The organism is Streptomyces sp. NPDC029292 (assembly GCF_055569295.1).
Window position 1 is genome coordinate 1 of the sequence record NZ_JBVHXR010000038.1, and the last position, 19174, is coordinate 19174.

At 68.2% G+C, this 19174-nt stretch carries 11 protein-coding genes and 2 pseudogenes; 6 read left to right on the top strand and 7 right to left on the bottom strand.

All coding sequences use genetic code 11. From position 1 onward, the window contains the following. Positions 1-91 precede the first annotated feature (91 nt). Positions 92-226, bottom strand: a pseudogene (locus ACZ4WS_RS45385) (Txe/YoeB family addiction module toxin); the annotation flags it as partial. A gap of 233 nt (positions 227-459) precedes the next feature. Here ACZ4WS_RS45385 and ACZ4WS_RS45390 point away from each other — a divergent pair. Next, positions 460-864 carry a hypothetical protein gene (locus tag ACZ4WS_RS45390; protein WP_467989710.1) on the top strand — a complete coding sequence of 135 codons (405 nt, stop codon included), beginning with the start codon at positions 460-462 and terminating at the stop codon, positions 862-864. A gap of 35 nt (positions 865-899) precedes the next feature. Next, on the top strand, positions 900-3341 hold the full coding sequence (locus ACZ4WS_RS45395) for an NACHT domain-containing protein (RefSeq protein WP_467989711.1): 2442 nt from the start codon (positions 900-902) through the stop codon (positions 3339-3341). A 59-nt stretch (positions 3342-3400) separates the two neighbouring features. Here the strand turns inward: ACZ4WS_RS45395 and ACZ4WS_RS45400 are convergent, their stop codons facing one another. The 5 genes from ACZ4WS_RS45400 to ACZ4WS_RS45420 all read right to left on the bottom strand — a co-directional run bounded on the left by ACZ4WS_RS45400 (position 3401) and on the right by ACZ4WS_RS45420 (position 14681). After that, positions 3401-6397, bottom strand: coding sequence for a DUF499 domain-containing protein (locus tag ACZ4WS_RS45400; protein ID WP_467989713.1), 2997 nt, complete (start codon positions 6395-6397; stop codon positions 3401-3403). An 83-nt stretch (positions 6398-6480) separates the two neighbouring features. Beyond that, the gene (locus ACZ4WS_RS45405; RefSeq protein WP_467989714.1) at positions 6481-9411 is read right to left on the bottom strand and encodes a DUF1156 domain-containing protein; all 2931 of its coding nucleotides are present in this window, start codon (positions 9409-9411) and stop codon (positions 6481-6483) included. Then, a complete protein-coding gene (locus ACZ4WS_RS45410) occupies positions 9408-12344 on the bottom strand; it encodes a DEAD/DEAH box helicase (protein ID WP_467989716.1) in 2937 nt (978 codons plus the stop codon). Before ACZ4WS_RS45410 ends, ACZ4WS_RS45405 begins: the two co-directional genes overlap by 4 nt. Before the next feature lie 427 nt (positions 12345-12771). After that, positions 12772-13290, bottom strand: coding sequence for an NUDIX domain-containing protein (locus ACZ4WS_RS45415; RefSeq protein ID WP_467989718.1), 519 nt, complete (start codon positions 13288-13290; stop codon positions 12772-12774). Positions 13291-13325: 35 nt separating this feature from the next. After that, positions 13326-14681 carry a tetratricopeptide repeat protein gene (locus tag ACZ4WS_RS45420; RefSeq protein WP_467989720.1) on the bottom strand — a complete coding sequence of 452 codons (1356 nt, stop codon included), beginning with the start codon at positions 14679-14681 and terminating at the stop codon, positions 13326-13328. Positions 14682-14906: 225 nt separating this feature from the next. Here ACZ4WS_RS45420 and ACZ4WS_RS45425 point away from each other — a divergent pair, with 225 nt between their 5' ends. The 4 genes and pseudogenes from ACZ4WS_RS45425 to ACZ4WS_RS45440 all read left to right on the top strand — a co-directional run. Further along, the gene (locus ACZ4WS_RS45425) at positions 14907-15656 is read left to right on the top strand and encodes a hypothetical protein (RefSeq protein WP_467989722.1); all 750 of its coding nucleotides are present in this window, start codon (positions 14907-14909) and stop codon (positions 15654-15656) included. Between the two features lie 77 nt (positions 15657-15733). Further along, on the top strand, positions 15734-16645 hold the full coding sequence (locus tag ACZ4WS_RS45430) for a phosphotransferase family protein (RefSeq protein ID WP_467989724.1): 912 nt from the start codon (positions 15734-15736) through the stop codon (positions 16643-16645). Continuing rightward, entirely contained in the window at positions 16646-17338 is a 693-nt protein-coding gene (locus ACZ4WS_RS45435) for a class I SAM-dependent methyltransferase (protein ID WP_467989726.1), read from the top strand. 34 nt (positions 17339-17372) lie between these two features. Continuing rightward, positions 17373-17867, top strand: a pseudogene (locus ACZ4WS_RS45440) (hypothetical protein); the annotation flags it as partial. Positions 17868-18800: 933 nt separating this feature from the next. On the opposite strand, the gene ACZ4WS_RS45445 reads toward ACZ4WS_RS45440, so the two are convergent. Further along, positions 18801-19109 (bottom strand): hypothetical protein, encoded by a 309-nt coding sequence (locus ACZ4WS_RS45445; protein WP_467989728.1) that lies wholly within the window; start codon positions 19107-19109, stop codon positions 18801-18803. Positions 19110-19174 lie beyond the last annotated feature (65 nt).

Here is a 19174-nt window from a genome sequence, read left to right on the forward strand (position 1 = left end):
GAGCTGCAATTACTCCTCGCCCTCTGGACCGGTGCCTGCCCCACCTGCCACCGCGACATACCCACACCGATACGAACCTGACCAAGCCCTACTAGTCGGTGTAGTGATAGCGAGCCTTGCGGATCTTGACCTCTTTGTCGTCGGCTCGGCAGACGAGGCGGTGTTCGTCGTCGATGCGTCGCGACCAGTAGCCGGACAGGACTCCCTTGAGCGGTTCAGGCTGTCCCGCGCGCATACCCAACCCCCGCTATCACTCCCCACCGCCAGGCCGTTGACCAGGAGAAATACAAAAGTACGGCTGGAGTACTAGGAACAGATCGCCGCCCGCCCCCGCAAGAATCGTCCGACATCCGAGTTCCTGGACGCCCATCATGGGCGAGGGCTTCGGTCCGGTCACGTCCACCATTCAGGCGAACTCACTATTGTGGGACGGACTTTCGATACCACAGGGGAGGCGTCATGGATCCGGTACAGGAAGCTGGCACCACGCTGGTCGCGCTCATGGCCACAGAGGCCTGGCTGCGGACAAAGAACGGCGTCGTCGCCCTGTGGAGGCGATTCCGACCGGAGGATGCAGACGCGGTAGACGCGGAATTGGAGAGTGCACGCGCGCTGGCGGCCTCAGTGCGGGGGAACGAGGAGGCCGAACAAGGACTCGCCCGCATGTGCGGGCAACGGCTCGGTGCGCTCATAGCAGCGGATCCGGCTCTCGGTGAGGAGCTGCGAGAGTTGCTGGAGCGGGCCCGAGAGCAGGCGGCCGATTCCACACCCGAGGGCTCCGTCAGCGTGGTCAATCAGGCCGATCGGGGCGGAAAGAACTACAGCGTGGCCCGCGGGACTCAGATCAATGTCGACCGGCGATGAGCGACGATACGACCCCGAGGCCTGCGGCGTCCCAGGTGCAGCAGTTCGCACTCGCAGCGGAGGGTGGTTCCAACTACTCTCTCGCCGAGGGGACTCAGATCAATATCGACCAGCTCGGCGCGCTCTTCGTAAGCCCCGGTGTCACCCCGACGGCTCCGTCCGGCGGCTTCGGCCGATTCGCTATGGCCCAGGTCGCCAAGGCGATGCTGGACGAGCGCGAGCAGGCGGTGGGCCTCGGCGGTTCTGCCGAAGGCCCGGCCCGGTCAATTCCCTTGGACTCGGTGGCCGTCGACCTCCCTGCGAGTACCGGCCCTGCCAGAAGGGCGGCTCCGGTCGACGCAGGCGCCCATATCATGCGCCTGGCCGATGAGTCGGAACCAGGCACGCTCGCGGGCGTGACGCTGATGGGCGGCCCGGGCCAAGGCAAGAGCAGCCTATGCCAGCTACTGCGTCAGGCCCACCGTGCAGGCTTGCTGTGGGACCACCGCCAGTCCGTGGGAAACCATGCGGCGCGCGTGTGCGAACGCATCGCTTCCGCCAAGGTGTTCCGGCAGCGCTGGATGCCAGAGAGGCCCAGATGGCCGGTCCGGGTATCGCTCAGCGAGTACGCCGATGCATTGGCAGCCCAGCCCGCCGGCCGCCCCGGCCGCACGCTCGTTGCGCACATTGCGCAGATCGCCGCGTCGGACGCGGGCGAGGAGGTCTCCGCTGCGGATATGCACGACTGGCTCGCCCGGTACCCGTGGCTCCTCGTCCTCGACGGTTACGACGAGATTGCCGACCCGAAGGGGCGTAACGCCGTCGCCAAAGCCCTGGAGGACTTCACCGTCGATGTGGCACAGCAGCAGGGCGACGTGTTCGCCGTCCTCACCAGTCGCCCCCAGGGGTTCGCTCCGATCAAGGCGCTGGACGGCTTCACCCAGTTGGAATTGAACGCGCTGGGCGAGAAGGAGGTACGTGCCTGTGCGAAGCGGCTGATCGAGGCCCGGTACCCGGATCCGGGCCGGGCGGAGACAGTCCTGCGTCGGGTTCGGGCCGCGCAGAAGGACCCAGCGGCCGCCCAGCTCACCCGCAGCCCACTGCAGGTGGCGATGCTGACCGCGCTACTGGAGCACGTCGAGCGACTGCCGCGCGGCCGTTACGAGCTCTTCGACGCCTTCTACGCGACTGCCCGCCGCCGAGAACTCGGCAAGAACTCAGACCACGCCAAACTGCTTCGGAGGCACGAGGCCCGCATCGATGAGCTGCACGAGTGGGCAGGATTCACTCTGCAGCGCAGCACCGAGAACGAGGGCACAGCGGATGCGCAGCTTTCCTACGGCGAACTGTGCGACTTCCTCACCGAGAGGATCGGCCAAGAGGAAACGTCACCGACCGGCCCACTTGCCGCCTCTCCAGGTGGGAACGCTGCGCTGGCAGGGGAGCTGGTGACAGTGGCAGAACGGCACGGACTACTGGTGCGGCGCACATCGGGCTCCTCCCCTTCCGAGTTTCGGTTCGAGCTGCGCAGCCTCCAGGAGTTCTTCGCCGCGCGCCGGCTTCTGCGTCTGGGCGAGTATCCGCTGGCGAAGCAGTTGAGCACCGTGGCGCCCTCAGTGCACTGGCGGCAGGTCTGGCTGCTGGCCGCGGGCCGGGTGCTGCGTGACCGGCCAAGGCTGCGCGCGGAACTGCTACTCGGGCTGCGTGACCTGGACCGGGCGGGCCCTGTCGAGTGGTTTCTTCGCCCCGGCGCCATGCTCGCCCTCGAACTGCTCGCCGACGCGGCAGAGGATCACCCCCTCACACAGCACCGGCTGACCCAGATCGCGCTCGAGTTGCTGGACGTTCCACCCGGCGGCGACACCCTGCGGCTGGCCGAGACCGTCGGCACACTGGCCCATTCCGAGTACGTCCGCGACGCCGTATCCAACCTAGCGCGACGGCGAGGCGCAGCAGCGTCCACGGCCCTGGTACTGGCGGTCTGGGCGGACAGCGGCCCGCACACCCTCTCAGCCTGGGCTCGTCGGCAGCTCGACGAACTCACCGCTGACCTCCCTATAGCCCGCAAAGCACTCCTGGCCCAGCTCGGGCACGTACATCGGCTGCCCTTGCTGCAGGTCCTGTCCGAGCGGGACCCGTCCGGCGGACGGATCTCCCAGCTCGGTACCGAACTCGTGCGCGCGTCGGGGAACGGGCCCGGCAACGACCTGTCAGGTGCGTCCGCCGAGGCGCTGGCCTGGCTGGACCAGATACCAGTGGGGCAGGAAAGCTACGGAGAGGTCCAGATCCCGGTTGCTCGCATGGACAGCCTGCCGGATCCGGCTGGACTGGGAGCGCTGCTCCAGGACAACCCGGACGTACTGATGGAACTGCTCGACCGCGTGCACCGGCTACCCGAGACCGACGCCTCCCTGGCCTTGGCGCTACGCCGGATTCTGACCGCCTGGGCACAGCGGCGCCCCGTGGGGCAGAGGATAAGCCTGCCGTCACGGGGATGACCACAGCCGCATGACACGCGTATCTACATCCGCGTCCACGGCACTCCGAGACGGCGAGCTCAACCCCCGGAGACGCTGACGCCCGCCTCCTCGGCGGCCGCGAGCAGCGCCTGGGCTGCCTCCGCGTCGGCCGCTATCTGCAACTGGCACAGCACGTGCGTGGCCTGGCCCTCGTCCAGAGCCACCCACAGAGCACGGAGGAACTGGCCGAGCCGCTCGGCATCCGCCGGGTCGGCCATGGACCGGTTGATCATGAAGCTGAGCCTGCGCGGCGGCTCGGGCTCCGACTCTGCGGGCCCTGCGGAGTCCGGCCGGGCCGCGTGGCGCGACCTGCCCTTAGGGCTCCCCTCATCCCTGTCCGCGCCAGGGCGAGTGGCCGACGGTGCACCGTCGGCAACCGCTGGGGCGACCTCAGCGGGAGCGGCCTCATCCGGGGCCGGGGCAGCGGGCAGCGGTAGCAGCAGGCGCAGCCCCTGCACGGACAGATTGATCTCCTCGGGACTACCGAGCGCCACCTCCTCGTCCGTACCGCGCACGAGCCGCAGCGAGCCTTCCCGCACGGCATCGAAGACAGCGGCCCGCAGCTCCGGCTCTCCCGAGTGGAGCAGCGTCAGTCGAGGGGCGTTCCAGAACATGTCGCGGATCTCTGGCAGCGGGCGCCCGTAGTCGACAGAACGCAGCTGCGACACCAAGGCTCGTGCGGTGAACCCACCTCGCTCGTAGCCCTTCTGGTGCTCGACGAGCGCCTCCCACACGTCCTTACCGGACAGCGCGCTCCGGCTCCGGCGTTCCTGCGGGTCCGACCGCAGGGTCACCTCACGGCACTCGCGTGGCCTTCCTTCCTCCGGCTGCTCGAGGTAGTACAGGTGCTGGAAGGAACGCTCGATGGCCTGGTCCAGCCGACGCTGCGCCTCATCCCGGCGTTGCTGCGCTTCCATGGCGAAGCGCTCCTGGTCGCCAGCGCCTTCCAGTGATTGCAGGACGTGCTGGTATGCGAGGTACTCCGCGGCAAATCCGCGAGCCTGCGCCCTGCCGCGCACCGAGGCAACGGCGAAGACCACCGAGGACGCCCAGGCGGCCGGGAACGGATTGCTTCCCAGGCCCAGCGCGGACTCGATGGCCGCCACGGTCTCGGCCTCACTGCCGTTACGGACGCTGAACGCCGCAGGGTCGAGGGCGACAAGTCGAGTGCTGCGCGCCCTGTCCAGGTTCTCCTCCCGCCGGAGCAACTCGCGCGGCGGCAGCCCCGACTGGCTCCGCACGGCCAGCGCCGCGGCGAACGGCCCTGGAGTGAGGAGCGCGCCGAACCGCTCGCTGATGGCCTGGTCCCGCTCCGCGTCCTCGACGCGCGCCTTGGCCGTGCGCACCATCATCGGCAGCAGCTGCTCGGTGGACATCCGCAGCCTGGGCTGCTGACCACCGCGGCCAGGTATGACCTCGAGCGAGGTCATACCCCGCTCCTCGTCCTTCAGCCCGCGCAGCACCGCTTCGGCTTCCGCGTAGGTGAAAGACAGATCGGGTACACATACCGAGGCCAGCACCTCGGCCTCAGATGCCCCTCTGCGCGCGTGGGCCCGCGGCCCGGTGATGGTGGCGAGGAACACGGCAGCGGCGGCACGCTCGGACACGAAGGGGTTGGCCCCGCCGTAGGCTCGCGGTCCCCGCAGCACATCCATGCGCCGCGCCACGCCGTCGTCCCGCACCCCGCTCACGATGTCGTTCAGAGCCAGTGACCGATAGTTGGCCTGTTCCTTTGCCGTGTGGACCAGCCCTGAGTCCAGCAGTTTGTTGAGCGTCATCGGGTCGGAGAGCGGCAGATCACCCAGCCCGATGAGCTCCGGCACCCACTCTCGCTGCGCCGCGCGTTCCAGCAGGGCGTGCACGGCAGCGGCGAAGACCGTGATGGTGGAGCGCACCTTCTGGAAACCGGCGACATTCGCCCAGTCCTGCTCGGCAAGGTTCATGAGCTGGGGATGGAACGGATACGTCCGTGTCGCCTCATCACGGAAGTCACGGGCCCAGGATGCGTCGATCCGTGCGAATACTTCCCTGCGCCACTTCTCCTCGGCGGCCGCCGTCTCGTAGCCGGTCACGACCGCCCGGACGTCGTCTTCTCCGGGCAGCGACCCGAACAGCCTCCGGCGCAGTATCGCCGCGAAGTCGGCGTTCTGGTTGACGGCTCTGGCCCGCCCATTGCGCTGTAGGTCGGCCTCGAGCTGCTGGCGCCGCCCTTCCGCCTCCGTACCCAGATGCGTGGTGTCCTTGTCCGAGCTGATCAGCACCACCAGGGCGGCCATCCGCGGTGTGGTGGCAACGGCCTCGGTGAAGGCACGCAGAAATGCCATGTCCTGGTTGGCGAGGGCCGTGTCACCGGTCCCGTCGAGGCCCTGGCCAAGGTAGTTGAGGATCTCGTCGATGATGACCAGGACGGGCCGCCCGCGGGAGGCCAGGGCCTCGGCGATCTCCACCTTGCTGCTGTAGTGCTCCCGGTAACGGCTGAACTCCGCCTGCTCGCCCTCGACCAGCCGCCACAGGAAGCGCTCCCAGAGGCTGCGCGCCCAGGGGCCGTCCCGCTCAGGATGGGAATCCGTCACCCCGGGAGTCATGTTGTCGCAGGAAAGCACTACAACCTGGGGATTCTCCAGGTTGGTTGCGATGTCGGAACCAACGATCTCCCCAGCCCGCTTGAAGACCTTCTCGCCAAGTTCGGTCTTGGCGAACTCATAGGGGTCTTCAGCGAGATGGTAGGCCCCTACACAGGCGTGCGACTTGCCGCCTCCCATACTCTGCTGCAGGCGTATGAGGCCTTCGGCGGCGAGCCCGGTACGATCGGCGAACCGCACCACTATGCGGGCCAGCAACTCCGTCAGATCCGCGGTCGGATGGGTGATCTGCCCGTAGTACTCAGGCTTCGCATACCGCGGCTCCTGCCCCTCTTTGGGGTAGGCGACCTGATACAGCGACATCTGGACATCGGCGACGCCGCCGGAAGCGTCGAGGATGTCCTGCCGCAGTCTGCATGTCTCCCACCACGGACGGGGCTGAGCCTGGGGCACGGGGTGTTCTCCCTCACGAACGACGACCTGCGACCGACCTGCACAAGTACGGTCTCCGACCGATCATTTCGCGTAACGCCCCGTCAGAACAGCGTGTTTCCAGAATTCTTGGGCTCCTTCTGTCCACTTCGAGGTGCAACTACGATCGTTCTGGCCGCTGTTTCGATCGATGACCGGTTTCGCAGCAGGAAGTCCCAGGCCCCTGCGTCCGAATCGGGATGGGCAAGCTGCTCGCTTAGGAAGCTCACGGCAGCCCACAGCTGCTCGTCGGGCTCAACCCTGCCTGCCAGTGCCAGCACGCCCGCAACCGCGTCAATCCCGTCCGGCCAGGTCTTCGCCATCGCGAGCACGATGTCGATGAGCGCAGAGTCGTCCGTGATCTGCGGCCGCAACTGCTCGGCCAGCACAAACCTGCAGCCCTTGCTCTCGGTGTGGATGAGCTGGCGGGCCTCGCCGGCGGCGAGTTCGGCGGCCATCAGCTCCCAGCGCAGCTCCGACTTGGCGGCCAGATCACGCCGGAACAGCCGCACCCACCAGAGAGCGAACCGGGTGCGATCGTCGAAGACGTCCAGCGGGAACTGATCGATCCTGATGGCGGATTCATCCTGCACGGCGCGCCGAGCGGTAAGCAGGAACTGCTTGACGTCGACCGGCGCCCCCGTATTGTCCAGCACCTGCCCGTAGCGTCCCGCAACCTCCATGGCCGGCCCTGCGGAGGCCATGAGCATGTCGGTGGTGGCGAGACCCGAACGCTCCCACTCCCGCATCCTTCCCTTGACCGCGGCCCGGATATCGGCTTCGACGGCCTTCAGTCGACCGTCGGGCCGCCCGGCGGGGGCAGGCCTGCACGCCATCGTCAACGTGGTGACGATGTTTGCCGAGCCTGCACCACCGCCGCCCGCCTCGGTCTTGGCCGGCCAGGAGGCGGTCAGCACCAGTCCGGCGCGCTCCAGCGCGCCGAGCATGCGGTGCCACACCTCGACGTCCCCGTGCCCGAAGACGAAGGTGACAACGCCGGAGGGGGCCACAACGCGGGCCGCCTCGGCGTAGGCGCGTTCGATGAGGGTGGCGTAGTGATCGCGGGTGCGGTGGTCCTTCACCGGCGCGCCGCCCCGCTTGATGATGGCCTCGTGTTCCTTCTCCTGCACTCCAGAGGGGTGCATGGTGAAGGACAAGTTGGGGTCGGCGGTGGCCATGGCCCGCTTGGCCCAGACATAGAACAGGTCGCTGGAGTCGCTGTAGTCGATCATGTCGTCGTAGGGCGGGTCGGTGACGACGCTCTGGAAGGAGCCGTCGGGGAAGTCCAGCGCTGCGGCGTTGCCGCGCTCGATCCGGGCGGGGCGGGCCCAGGCGCGGGCGCGGAGGTGGCGAAGGGTGGTGACGGTCTGTTCGGCGAGTGAAATCCAGGAGCCGGGTCCATCAGAGAGGCCGCTCTCGAACCAGTCATAGGAGACGGTGATAGCCGACTGGTTGACGAAGATGTCGCCCGTACGTACACCGCCAGTGATCTGCAGCCGAGCCCCACGCGAAGATCGGCGTATCTTCCGCATCATCGCCGCCGTCGCATACCCCGCCAGCGCCTTCACATACCCCGCGGAGAGCCCAGCCTCGCGGCACTCCTCGGACAGTTCGTTGATCGCCCTGGCCAGCCGTACCAGTCCCAGAGTCTGCCGCGCCTCGCACAGGTCCCCGTACGTCGTGTCGCCATAGTTGACCGATTGGATCGTCCAGGTGTTCCCGGCAGGTATTCGCTCATCCGGCCGCGCCGGCAGCATCCCGAACGGCGGCTCGGCGGCCAGCTGCAGGGCGGCCCGCCGGGCGGCGATGACCTCCTCGTCGCTCGGGGCACGGAACACCTTGCTCCGGCCCCCCTCCAGATCGGCGGCCACCAGCAGCACATCGCGGCGCGCGCCCTCCGCAGCGAGCCGAGTGTGCACGGCCTTGGTGTGCCGGTGGCCACAGAACGAGCACACCACGACCTTCCCGTCCGAGGCGTACTTGCTCTTCCCTGCCAGCACCCGCGTGGGATTCCCCTGCGGCGCTCCGTCATGAACGACCGCGTAGAACTCGCCGCTGTCCCGGTCGGCTTCGATCCGGAAGCTCTGGCCGGGGTCGTCTCGGTACTCGGTCCTCTTCGGAGGTCGCAGCCGCAGCTCGCCCACCAGCGGGAAGCGGCGGCCGCAGTCCTGGCAGGGCAGAGTGGACGCCCACAGATACCCCCAGGGGAACTCGCCGTCTCTCCGCGGGTAGTACTCCGCCATCGACGCCGTGTACCGCCGCCCCACCTCGGCGAGAAAGGCCCGGACGTCGTCGATGAGCCGGTCGTCTCCCGGCTTGGGACCCAGATCAGGCGGCAGGGCTCCGAACAGCGTCCCCGCGCCGGGCTCCGGCCCCGCGTCGGGGAATTCCCATGGGTCGAAGGGAAGCTTCGGCTCACTCTCGTAACCGATGAATGGTGCTCGCGCGAGCAGCCAGCCCCCGAGGGTGGCGAAAGGTGAATAGTCGACGCCGTACGCTTGCGCGCCGAGACGGCCGGCCTCCAGCGGGATCATGCCCCGGCCCGAGAACGGGTCCAGGACCGTCGCACCCTGGGGGTAGAGCTCGGCCAGCAAGGCCCGGATCGCGCCCTGTGCCACGGCATGACCCGTGAGCGCTGTGCGCACCAGGTTCCGCAGCTGCTCCTGCTCCGCTTCCCCCTCCGGCCACGGCAGCAAGCTGCACAGCACCGCGGCCTTGGCCTGCACGGTGGGCCGCTTGGCAAACCACACCCACAGGCTCGACTCGCTGTTACCGCTCCCCCAGCCCGTCATGGAGGCCGCGCTCACCTCTGCGCACGGAAACCAACGTTCGATCAGGCGCGTCATTCGAACTCCCGTATGAGCAGCGGATATCGGCAAACTGTACTGCCGACAACTCGTCCATACGGTCAAAACTGGTCGCGGAAAGCCGTCATCAGTCACCCACCAGTGCGGAACCAGGCAACGACGGCCAAACCGCATGACGACACTGCTCACATGTCTGTGCCCCCGGACCTCCGCACACCGCGAACGACGAGCCACCCGCCCACGCGCGGCTCAGCGGTCACCATCGAGTTCGACAGAGCCTCCAGCCGGGCAAGCCTGCGTTGCGAGATCTCGGTCAACCTCCCGCGCAGCCTGGAGCGTTCCTCCCTGTCCGCAACCCCCAAAGTGACATCCACCGGCAGCTTGGCCAAGTCTCGCCGGGCAGAGTCCAGCCACTGGGCACGCTCTCGATTTCGCTCGGCCACTTCCGCTTCCAAGGCTGTGCGGGCGACCTGAAGCGCCCTGGCGGCACCTTGCTTCACGAACCACCCGGATTCCGCGCCCGCGGCCGGATCACCCTGTCCAAGCGGCCGCAGTCCGGACAGTACGTCCCACGGCACCACCTCGCCTTGCCCTCGGTCACCGACACGCACCAACGCACGCCAGGTTGCGCCGTCGACCGTAGCCTCGCAATGGAACAGGCCATATGGCGCGCCGGAGTTGTCTGGATCCACCACCGTTCCGCCCCGGAACCCGTCGGCCGCAAGCAGCGATACCGCGTGCTCGGCGAGGGAGGACAATGCCCTGTTGCCGGGCGCCAGGGAATAGATGTCAGGCATGGAGGAGGATGCTGCCGCTGATGGCGGCGCCAAGTCCCCGGGGCTGTCCACTGCTACACGTGCGGAGCGTCCACCACCCAGCGCTGCAGGCCACGGCTGCCCGGAGTTGAGCAGGAAGACCCGCTCGCCGAGCGCGGTGGCCCGTACCTCGCACACCTCTGCCATGGCCAACAGGCGCAAATACGACTCGACGGTCCCAGGCTCCCACTCCCTGGTTGGCAAATGCGCCCCGGACACCGGGGAACTTGTCGCTCCATCCACGCCACGCACGCGAGCCAGCCCCGTGCTGCCCGGCACCCGGCCCCGCCCACCGACGCGCTCCGCTGCCACCAAAGCCCCCTGATCGGCACGCGCCTGCGTGGTGCGCCGCCTCAGCTCGGCCGCGTCCACCGTGGCCGCGGCAGCCAGCGCAGCGGTCTTCCGCGCCTCGTCGTCGCCGTACAGCGCACGCAGCCACTCCTCGTAGCGCACATCCGCAAGTTCGGCCACCAGCGACAGGCTGTCGAAGACCAGCCCGTCCAGCTCATTCGCCACTCCCGCGAAACTTTCCAGAAGCGCAAGCAACACCTCTCCCTCGCGTGTCTCGGTGGCGACCAGGTTGTACAGCTCCACGTCGCGCCGCTGTCCCACCCGGTGGATCCGGCCCATACGCTGTTCCAACCTGACCAGCGACCACGGCAGGTCGTAATTCACCAGCACATGTGCGGACTGCAGGTCGATGCCCTCGTTCCCGGCGTCCGTCGAGACGATGACCTGAAACACGCCGGCAGCGAACTCCGCGCGCACCCCGTCCCGCTCGGCATGACTCTGTCTGCCGGAGTAGACACGAGCGTCGTAGCCCTCGGCCGTGAGACGGCTCGCTATCCACTCCGCCGAGTCGGCGTACTCCGTGAACACAACCGCTTGCAGACTCCCGCCCGGCCGGACACCGTTGGGTGCCAGGCAGTCCTCAGTCAGGGTGCGCCACTTCGACGGCCGGTAGGAAGGGTCCGCGAGCACCGCTTCCACCGCGGTCAGCAACTTCGCCGCGACTTCGCGCTCCATCTCCGGGCCGAGTGAGTTGATACCGAGAAGCTCGGCCTCTTCCCGGACCGCGTCCGCGGCCTCCTCGGACACGGATTCCTCCCCTGTCTCCCCGCCCGTGAGCATCACGGCAGCCGCCCCCTCATCAGAGACGCCCTCGTAGAAAAGGCCGATGCGTTCGATCCGGCGGCGCAAGGTCTGGGCAAGTGCCCGCAGGCTGGACGCAGCACGCTTGCCGTAGACCATGCGGGCCAAGGGCCGAGCGTGCCGTGGAAAGCATCCGTCGACCAAGTCGAGTGCCCGATGGTAGAGGTCCAGTTCAGCAGCGTTGAGGGGCACCCCATGGTTGCTCGCATGGCGTCCCTTGAAGAGCCGGGTCGTCCCGTCGTAGTCGACCAACTCCTCCTTCATGCGACGCAGGAAGTGCGAGGGACCCGGTTTGAGAGCGGGCAGTCGCGCCTTCGCGTCGTCACCCGGGTCCGGAAACAGCTCGGGATCAACCAAGTGCAGCAGGTGACGGAAGAAGAACTCGGAGCCGCGGTGTGGAGTCGCCGTCATCAGCAGCGCTTGCGGCGACCGCGTCGCGAGCAAGCGGCCAACTTCGTACAGGGAACCTGCTGTTGGCGTGAGCCGGTGCGCCTCATCGAAGACCACCAGGTCCCAACCCGCGCGGTCCGGATCGAGGGCAGCACGCACCGCTGGGTTGACGGCGGCCAGCTCCAGAGACACCACCCACACCCCACTGCGGCGATCGTCCTCCAGAGCACCCTCCCGCACCGCCGCCGCGGTCACACGCCGGAGCTCGATGCCGAAGAATCGCAACAGATCTGCCTGCCACTTGGACACCAGGCCGGCCGGCGCAACCACCAGAGCACGGGACACCGCGCCTGAACGACGCATCTCATGCAGGCACATGCCCGCCATTACCGTCTTACCCGTCCCCGGCTCGTCTGCAAGCAGGAACCGCAGACGTGGCTGAGGCAACATCGCGCCGTGAACCGCGCTGACCTGATGCGGATACAGCTTCAGCTGGGAGGCCGAAGGCGATTCCACGGACGCCGCGACCAGCCACGCCGACCACAGCGCGGCGAGCACCCGTGCCGAAGGCGCATCCCCTGTCGGAGCAAGCGACTCGACTGCTTCCGCCTCGGCCACCGAGAGCTTCACTTTGCGGAAGAGCGTGCTCCCGTCCCGAGCGCGGCCACGAACATCGCGAAGACGCTCGTCCCCCTTGACTGCCACGTATAGGGTCCATGCTCCCAGCGCATCCGCCGGATCCTGCCAGGCATGATCGAGCGTCACCCAGCCACCGTGTTCTCCCCCGGTCTCCCAGGGCAGCCGGATCCACTGACCACTGACGAACCTCATCCGATCGCTGCCTCCGGCCTCACCTGCGCCTGCCGGGACACGCTAGCGGACGGCACAGACAAGGCGCATAGGGCGATCAGCGAAGAGGCGTTGCGCAGGAGTGCCCTTCCGCGAGCAGGGGGACTCGCCACGCTGAGTGACTCTGTCGGGGATCTGGAGGTCTGCCCTGGCGAAACCCCTCCCATTCCTGCCGTCCGGTCCCATAGGACGAGAACCGAGGTGTTCGACGTCGGTGAGTGCGGCACTGTGGGGAGGCACCGCCGGAACCGTCATGGTGAAGCGGGGGTCCGCCCACGCGCTGACCCGAGCCTGCCCCGCGTGCGTGGCTCCAGCACCCCAAATCCTCAGGCCGACAGAACTCTCAGTCGATGACGATTCGCGAGCGCCATCCATCCAGCGAGACCTCAGGTCCATCGCTGAGGTACCGATGCAAGGCGCTGGCAGTCGTATCGACGAAGGGTTTGGGGATGGTGTCGGCGGAGAACCAGCGGACCTGGGCGTGCTTCCGCGGTTCACGGTTTTCGGGTTCGCCGGTCCATTCGTGGGCGGCGAAGACGACGGTGAGGAAGCCGTTGGGGGCTTCGACTCCCCAGGCGCCGTGGATGATGTGGGCGACCTTAAGGGACTCCGGCTTCACCGTCAGGCCGGTCTCCTCATACAGCTCACGTACCGCGGTTTCGGTGATGGGTTCGCCAGGCTCGCTCTTGCCGACGGGGAGGTCCCACATGCCCTGGGCGAACTTGGCGTTCTGACTGCGCTGGAGGAGGACGACGCGATTGGTGGCCTTGTCGTGGACGATGACGGCGGCGACCAGCAGGGTCATGGATTCGAGGGCGGGTGGGAGGGTTTTGGGCTGGTCGTCGGTCTGCTGCTGAGCCACGGTTGTGTCCCTTCGTCGGCCGGTTGGTGGGCAGCTTAGGCCAGTGCTTCGCGTGCGCGGCGGGCGAGTTCGGCGGCTCCGGGCACTTTGCGACGCTGGTAAACGGAGAGGGTGGAGCGAAGCGAAGTGATGGCCTTGCGCGTGCGGTCGGACGTCATGCCCTCCATCAGGGGCAGGGCATGGGACCAAGCCCCGACGGCCTCGTCGGCGCGGGCCTGGGCGGCGAGGCTGTCACCGAGGTCGGCGTAGGTGAGAGCGTGCACGCGCTTGTACTTCTCAGGGTCCCAGCGGATCAGGGCGTCGCGGTGCTGTTGTTCGGTGCCGATGTGGTCGGCAAGGTCGGTGAGAGTGCGGGCGGTGTGGCTGGCCACGGTGCCCGCCGCGGGGCCGCTGACGCGGGAGTAGCTGGGCTGGGGGCCGTCGTCACGCAGAAGGGCGTCTTCGGCGGCGAGCAGGGCGCGGGCCGCTGCGGGCTTCTCACCGACGGCGGCGTAGGCGCGGGCGTGGGTGATGTGGAGCAGAGCTTCGGTCTGGCCGTCGACGTGGCTGAGGCCCCGCCGTAGGGCTCCTTCAACGAGGTCGACGCAGTGGTGGGACTGCTTGAGGCTGAGGGCCTGGTGGGCGAGGGCGCGCATCATCCAGGCGGCGTGGCCGTACGGGTCGGCCTCGCAGGCGAGCTGGTAGCCCACCTGGTAGTAGCGCTGGGCGGCGCCTTCCTGGCCGAGGTCGTGGTGCTTCCATCCTGCCAGGTAGGCGAGTTCGGCCACAGCGCCGAAGGCGGCCCGTCGTAAGGCTTCGCTCGGGTAGCGGCCCCGGAGCATGGGGGCGGCGGTGTCGGCAAGGTAGGCGGTGACCGTGGTCAGGCCGTGCCCGCCACCGAGGCGTTCGTCTGCCGCGCTGAAGGCTGCGGTGATCTGGCGTACGACGTCCACGTCCTCGGCCCCGACCACGGACGTGCCGGTGCGGGCGCGGAGCATGCGGGTGGTGGCCTCGTGGTCGTGGGCGAGGGGCATGGCGACGCCGGCCGCGGTGAAGGCGGCTACGGCGAGGAAGCGGCGGCGCTCGACGTCGGCGCGGCCCAAGTCGGTGGCAGCCAGGACGGGATCCCGCTCGTCCGCCCCTTCAGCATCTGGCGCGCGCAGGCCGATCTCCGTCTGGGTGATGATGCGGCCCGTTCGGCGAGACAAGGCTTCGGCAAGGTACTGGCCAGTCCGTCCAGTGGGCTGGCGGGTGCCGTTCACCCAGTGGGAGACGGCCGACTTGTTCGTCTGGAGGATCTCACCGTTCTCGGCCGCGATACGCCGGACGTCCCTCGCCAGGGCCTCGTAAGTGCAGCCGATCGCGTCGACGGTGTCGCGCAGACGGGAGTTGGGGTCTCTCGGCGCTGCCACGCTCGCCTCCCGTCCGGGGCTGTAAACCGCGTATACCGCTTCAACTGCCTCTCACCGTACCCACTGTGCGTGACGGCGTGTTCACTAATCATCAGCCGCCCGGCCCCTGTCCGACACTGTGACCAGGCTCCCTCTTCGGCCGGGTGGCTCCTCGAAGTTCCGTACGCCTACACCGGGTTCGGGCATTCCTGTGCCCGAACCCGGCCGATCAGAGACGGAGACACGGTGACCACCATCGGCACCGCGGCCATCACGGTCGTACTGCCCGAGGCGTTCGACGAGCGCTGGAGCCGCCTGCCCGGCATCCAGGTCGACGGCCGGCGCATCACCATCGACCCTGCCGAGTACTTCTTCCGCTTCGAGTCCAGCACGTGGCTCGTCGCCGACTGGGAGCTGGTCAAGTCCCAGCTCCTGGACGTGGAGGAGACCACCGAGAGCGCGGTAGAGCAGCTCGCGCTGGACTTCATCAAGACCCACGCCAAGTCCACCCCGGACGCCGCCCGGGTGCTCGCCACCGCCTACGAGGTGTACGCGTACCTCTTCCGCGAGGAACACCTGGCCGGCCTCGGCCTGACTCAGATCACCGCCGACCACCTGCGGATGCTGCGCGAGGCGGCCACGCTGATGGCACTCAACAAGGTCGAGCTGGACGGGCACATCTCCAACGTCGGCCCGTGCTGGTTCTTCCCCGCCGCCACCTCTGTCGTCTTCGACCTGGACGACGAGATGGGCGGCATGCTCGACGAGGTCTACCACGGCGGCTGGTTCAACGAGCACCGCCGCATCGAGTCCATCAAGGCCCACGCCGCCCTCGGCGGACGGCTCGTGCACGGCTGCCAGTCCGTGCCGGACCAGTCCGGCGGCGTCGTGGCGCCCTACGGTGCCTCAATGGCCGCCTTCCGCGACGACCTCGCGGCCTTCAAGGCCGGTTGGATCGAGCAGCTATACGCCCACCGCGTGACCCCGGCCGCGTAGCACCACCGCCCCGGCTCCGGGGCAGGCTGACTTCTCTCGCCCGCCCCGGACGCCGCCAACTGCACTGGAGCCCCTTCATGGACACGACCCTCAACGCCGACCTCTTGGACAACCTCCTGACCATCACCGACCGGTCCACCACAGAGCGCGAGGAGGTGCGCGTGTGGTCCATGTCCGGCGTCGAGCGCCTGACCTTCACCGACGGCACCACCGCCATCTTCAAGTACGCCAAGAGGCCGTTCGACAGCGAGGACCAGGCACTCCGGCTGGCACGCACCCTCGGTGTCCCGGTGCCCGCCGTTCACGCCTCCGCGGTCCTTGGCGGATGGCTCGGGATGCTGCTGGAAGACCTCGGTACCCCCCTCCGCGACGCCGACGACCTCGATGGCGCAGCCGCCGCCGTGGTCCTGCACCGCACCCGCACCGCCTCCGCCCTGCCCGTCCTCGACCAGGAGCGGCTGCGCACCCTGCCGAGCCGTGCCCTGGAGCACCTCGTCCAGCTCCGCAAAGACGAGCGATGGCAGGACACGGACGGCGTCGAAGACGCGCTCGACCGCATCGCCCAGGCCGCCGAGACACGCTCGGCCGGTGCGACGGTGGCTCCGTTCGGATGGGTGCACTCCGAGTTCCACCCCACCAGCCTCCACATCGGTCGGCACGGCTGGCGGCTGCTGGACTTCGCCCGCGCCTTCACCGGCCCCGGCCTGCTCGACCTCGCCAGCTGGCACGGCACCCTCGACACCCCCGACCCCGTGCGTCTGCGTGTCTTCCTGGACACCTACGTCACCGAAGGCGGCACCCCCGACGCCCTCGCCGAACGCGGCGGCCTGCCCGCCGAGAAGTGGGCGCTGGGCTGGCACCGCATGTGGGCCGTCGAGTGGTTCATGGAGCAGTCCATCCGCTGGATCAACGACCCGGCCACCGACCCCGCCTACATCAAGGCCGTCCGCCGCCACCTCGCCGACGTCCTCCACCTCCTGGAGGTCTAGGTGCTGGCCCAGGCTTCCCCCTGGTACGTACACGCCCTCCAACGCACCACAGCCAGCCCCGCCGAGCCGCTGACCGTACCCGCACGGATCGAATGGACTACCCGGCCCGGCAGCGGTCCCGGCGTCGAGATCCTCGGACCGGACCTGCGTCGCAAGCGAGTGCTGGAACTCGGCTGCGGCCCCGGCCACAACGCCGCCCACCTCGCCACCCGCTACGGCGCTCAGGTCACCGGCGTCGACCTCGTCGGCCTGCAGGTCCGCCGAGCCCGTTCGCACTACGGCCGGCTGAACAACCTCAGCTTCGTCGCAGGCCACGCCCTGCACTACCTGCAAGCCTCCGACGAACGCTTCGACGCCGTCTACTCGGTCTTCGGAGCAATTGGCCTCGTAGCTCCCGAGCTTCTACTCCCGGCCATCGCTCGGCACCTCAAACCCGGGCGCGCTCTCGCCTTCTCGGTTCCCCACCCCCAGCGCGGCGGCCTACGCCCCGCCACCGACGACCGGCCCCGTCGCGATTACGTCACCCTCCCCGACCACACCCGACTACCCATCGCCCGCTGGGACTTCGACGCCGACCGCTGGGAGAAACACCTCGACCGCGCGGGCCTCTGGCTCACCTCGGCCCAGGAGTTCCACGACGCCCGTCACGGCCGCTGGCCCACCACCCTGCTGATCACCGCGCGCAAACTCTGACCCCCACCCCGGCTCCCTTAGGAGAAACCTATGCGCCCGCCACGACGTCGTCCCCACAGGGCGAGACCCCGACGCCCCCGTGACCATCTGGCTCAACCCCGCCCACGGCCCCTTACTCATGCACGTGATCCGGACCGGCCTGGTCACCCCCGTCTGGTGCACCAGCTGGCGCCAAGACGCCACCACCCTCATCGGCCCGCTCCTTGGCCTGCCGACTCTGCCGTACGTCGACCTCCCACGTCCCCAGATCACCACCAGCCACCCCAACGGCTACCTCTGGAAACGCGACCACGTCGACACGTGGCTCGGCGACGCACCCACTATCTGGATCGACGACGACTTCACCAGCCTCGACCACACCTGGGCAACGGAACTCAGCGCCCGCGGCCAGGCGACCGCCCTTGTTCAGCCGGATCCCCACGTCGGGCTGCTCGCCGAGCACCTTGTCGAGGTCCTGGCGTGGGCCGCGCTGTTTCCCGTCACACAGGCCAGTGCCGCGGGCGTTCCACGCGGAGCCGAAGCCGCGTAGCGGAGACAAGCCGTAGAAAAGCGTTGTGGGGCAATCCGCACCTGCTCACTGGCGCGGGCCTCGGAAACCGAACCGTGTCGACCACCGACAGCAGTGTCAGCGGCATCGTGACGTTCGTCGGCGCCCCCACACGACCGTGCCGACACTGAGCCGGCATGCGCATCGCGTGCACAATCGCTCGGGAAGTCCTGGGAAACGGGAGGCAGGTTCGCGAACTCCCGCAGGACGCAAGGCGGCCCGGCCCAGGAAGTTTTCCTGGCCAGGCCCCCGATGGCAGACGAGTCGGGCTGTACGCCGGGTATTCCTGGAGCACCTTTCTGACCTGCGGTTTTGCGAGTCGTATCGGCTGTGACCTGCTAGGACGGGGTTGCAGAGGCGATCGGAGGCAGTCAGAGGAAACCGCTCTGATTCGACCCCGATTCGACCCGGGCCGCTCAGAGCCAGTCAGAGGCAATCCCTCTGATTCTGGGTCTCTGGGCAGAACGGGCCAGTCGGAGACAATCAGACACAGTCACTCTGTCAGCCGACCGAGTCGGGTGAGCCAGCCAGAGGCATCCGCTCTCTGTGCTGGCTCCTCCGAGCCGGTCGGGCCTCAGTCGGTCGGTGTGACATCAGAGGCCCTGCCTCTGATTGAACCCTGATCGGCTGTGACCTGCTAGGGCATTCGACCCGGGATTCGACCCGGGCCGCTCTAAGGCAGTCAGAGGCCTTCCGATCGACCTCGGTCGAGCTGCGATGGGGACGCCTGCCTCCGTCTAGCCAGGCATACGAAAGCCCCCAGGACGGCCATCCTGGAGGCTTCGCTGGCACCGATTGGAGGTCGGTTCCGGGCACCACCCGTGGTTTTAGCGGGCCTAGGTGGCGTCCATGTCTTTGCGAGACGACCCCAGAATGCCATACGACGCACCCTCTCCGCACTACTCGCAGAAGGCTTCACGTCCAGCAAACTCCCAACCAGAGGCAGTCACAGGCAACCAAACCTCCCGGCAAGGACTCACCGGCCTCCCCCGGGCCGCCGCTGATCTGGTTCTTCTCGGAGACCTCACCGGCCGTTACGCGGCGGGCAGCTACAGCAAGCTCGACCGTGACGGACGGGTGGCCCTTCGCGAAGATCGACAGGGAATGGCCGAGCACGGTCATCGGATTACCGCGGCTATCGCCTGCCACGTCGCCCGGGCCGGGGGCACCGTCGACCAGTTGGCGCAGCTGCTGATGCACCCGGATCACGAGGGTGGCAGGCACACGCAGAACATCGCGCTGCGCTCTGGGCAGGCACGCGCCCTCGCGTACGTCCGTCGAGTCTGGGA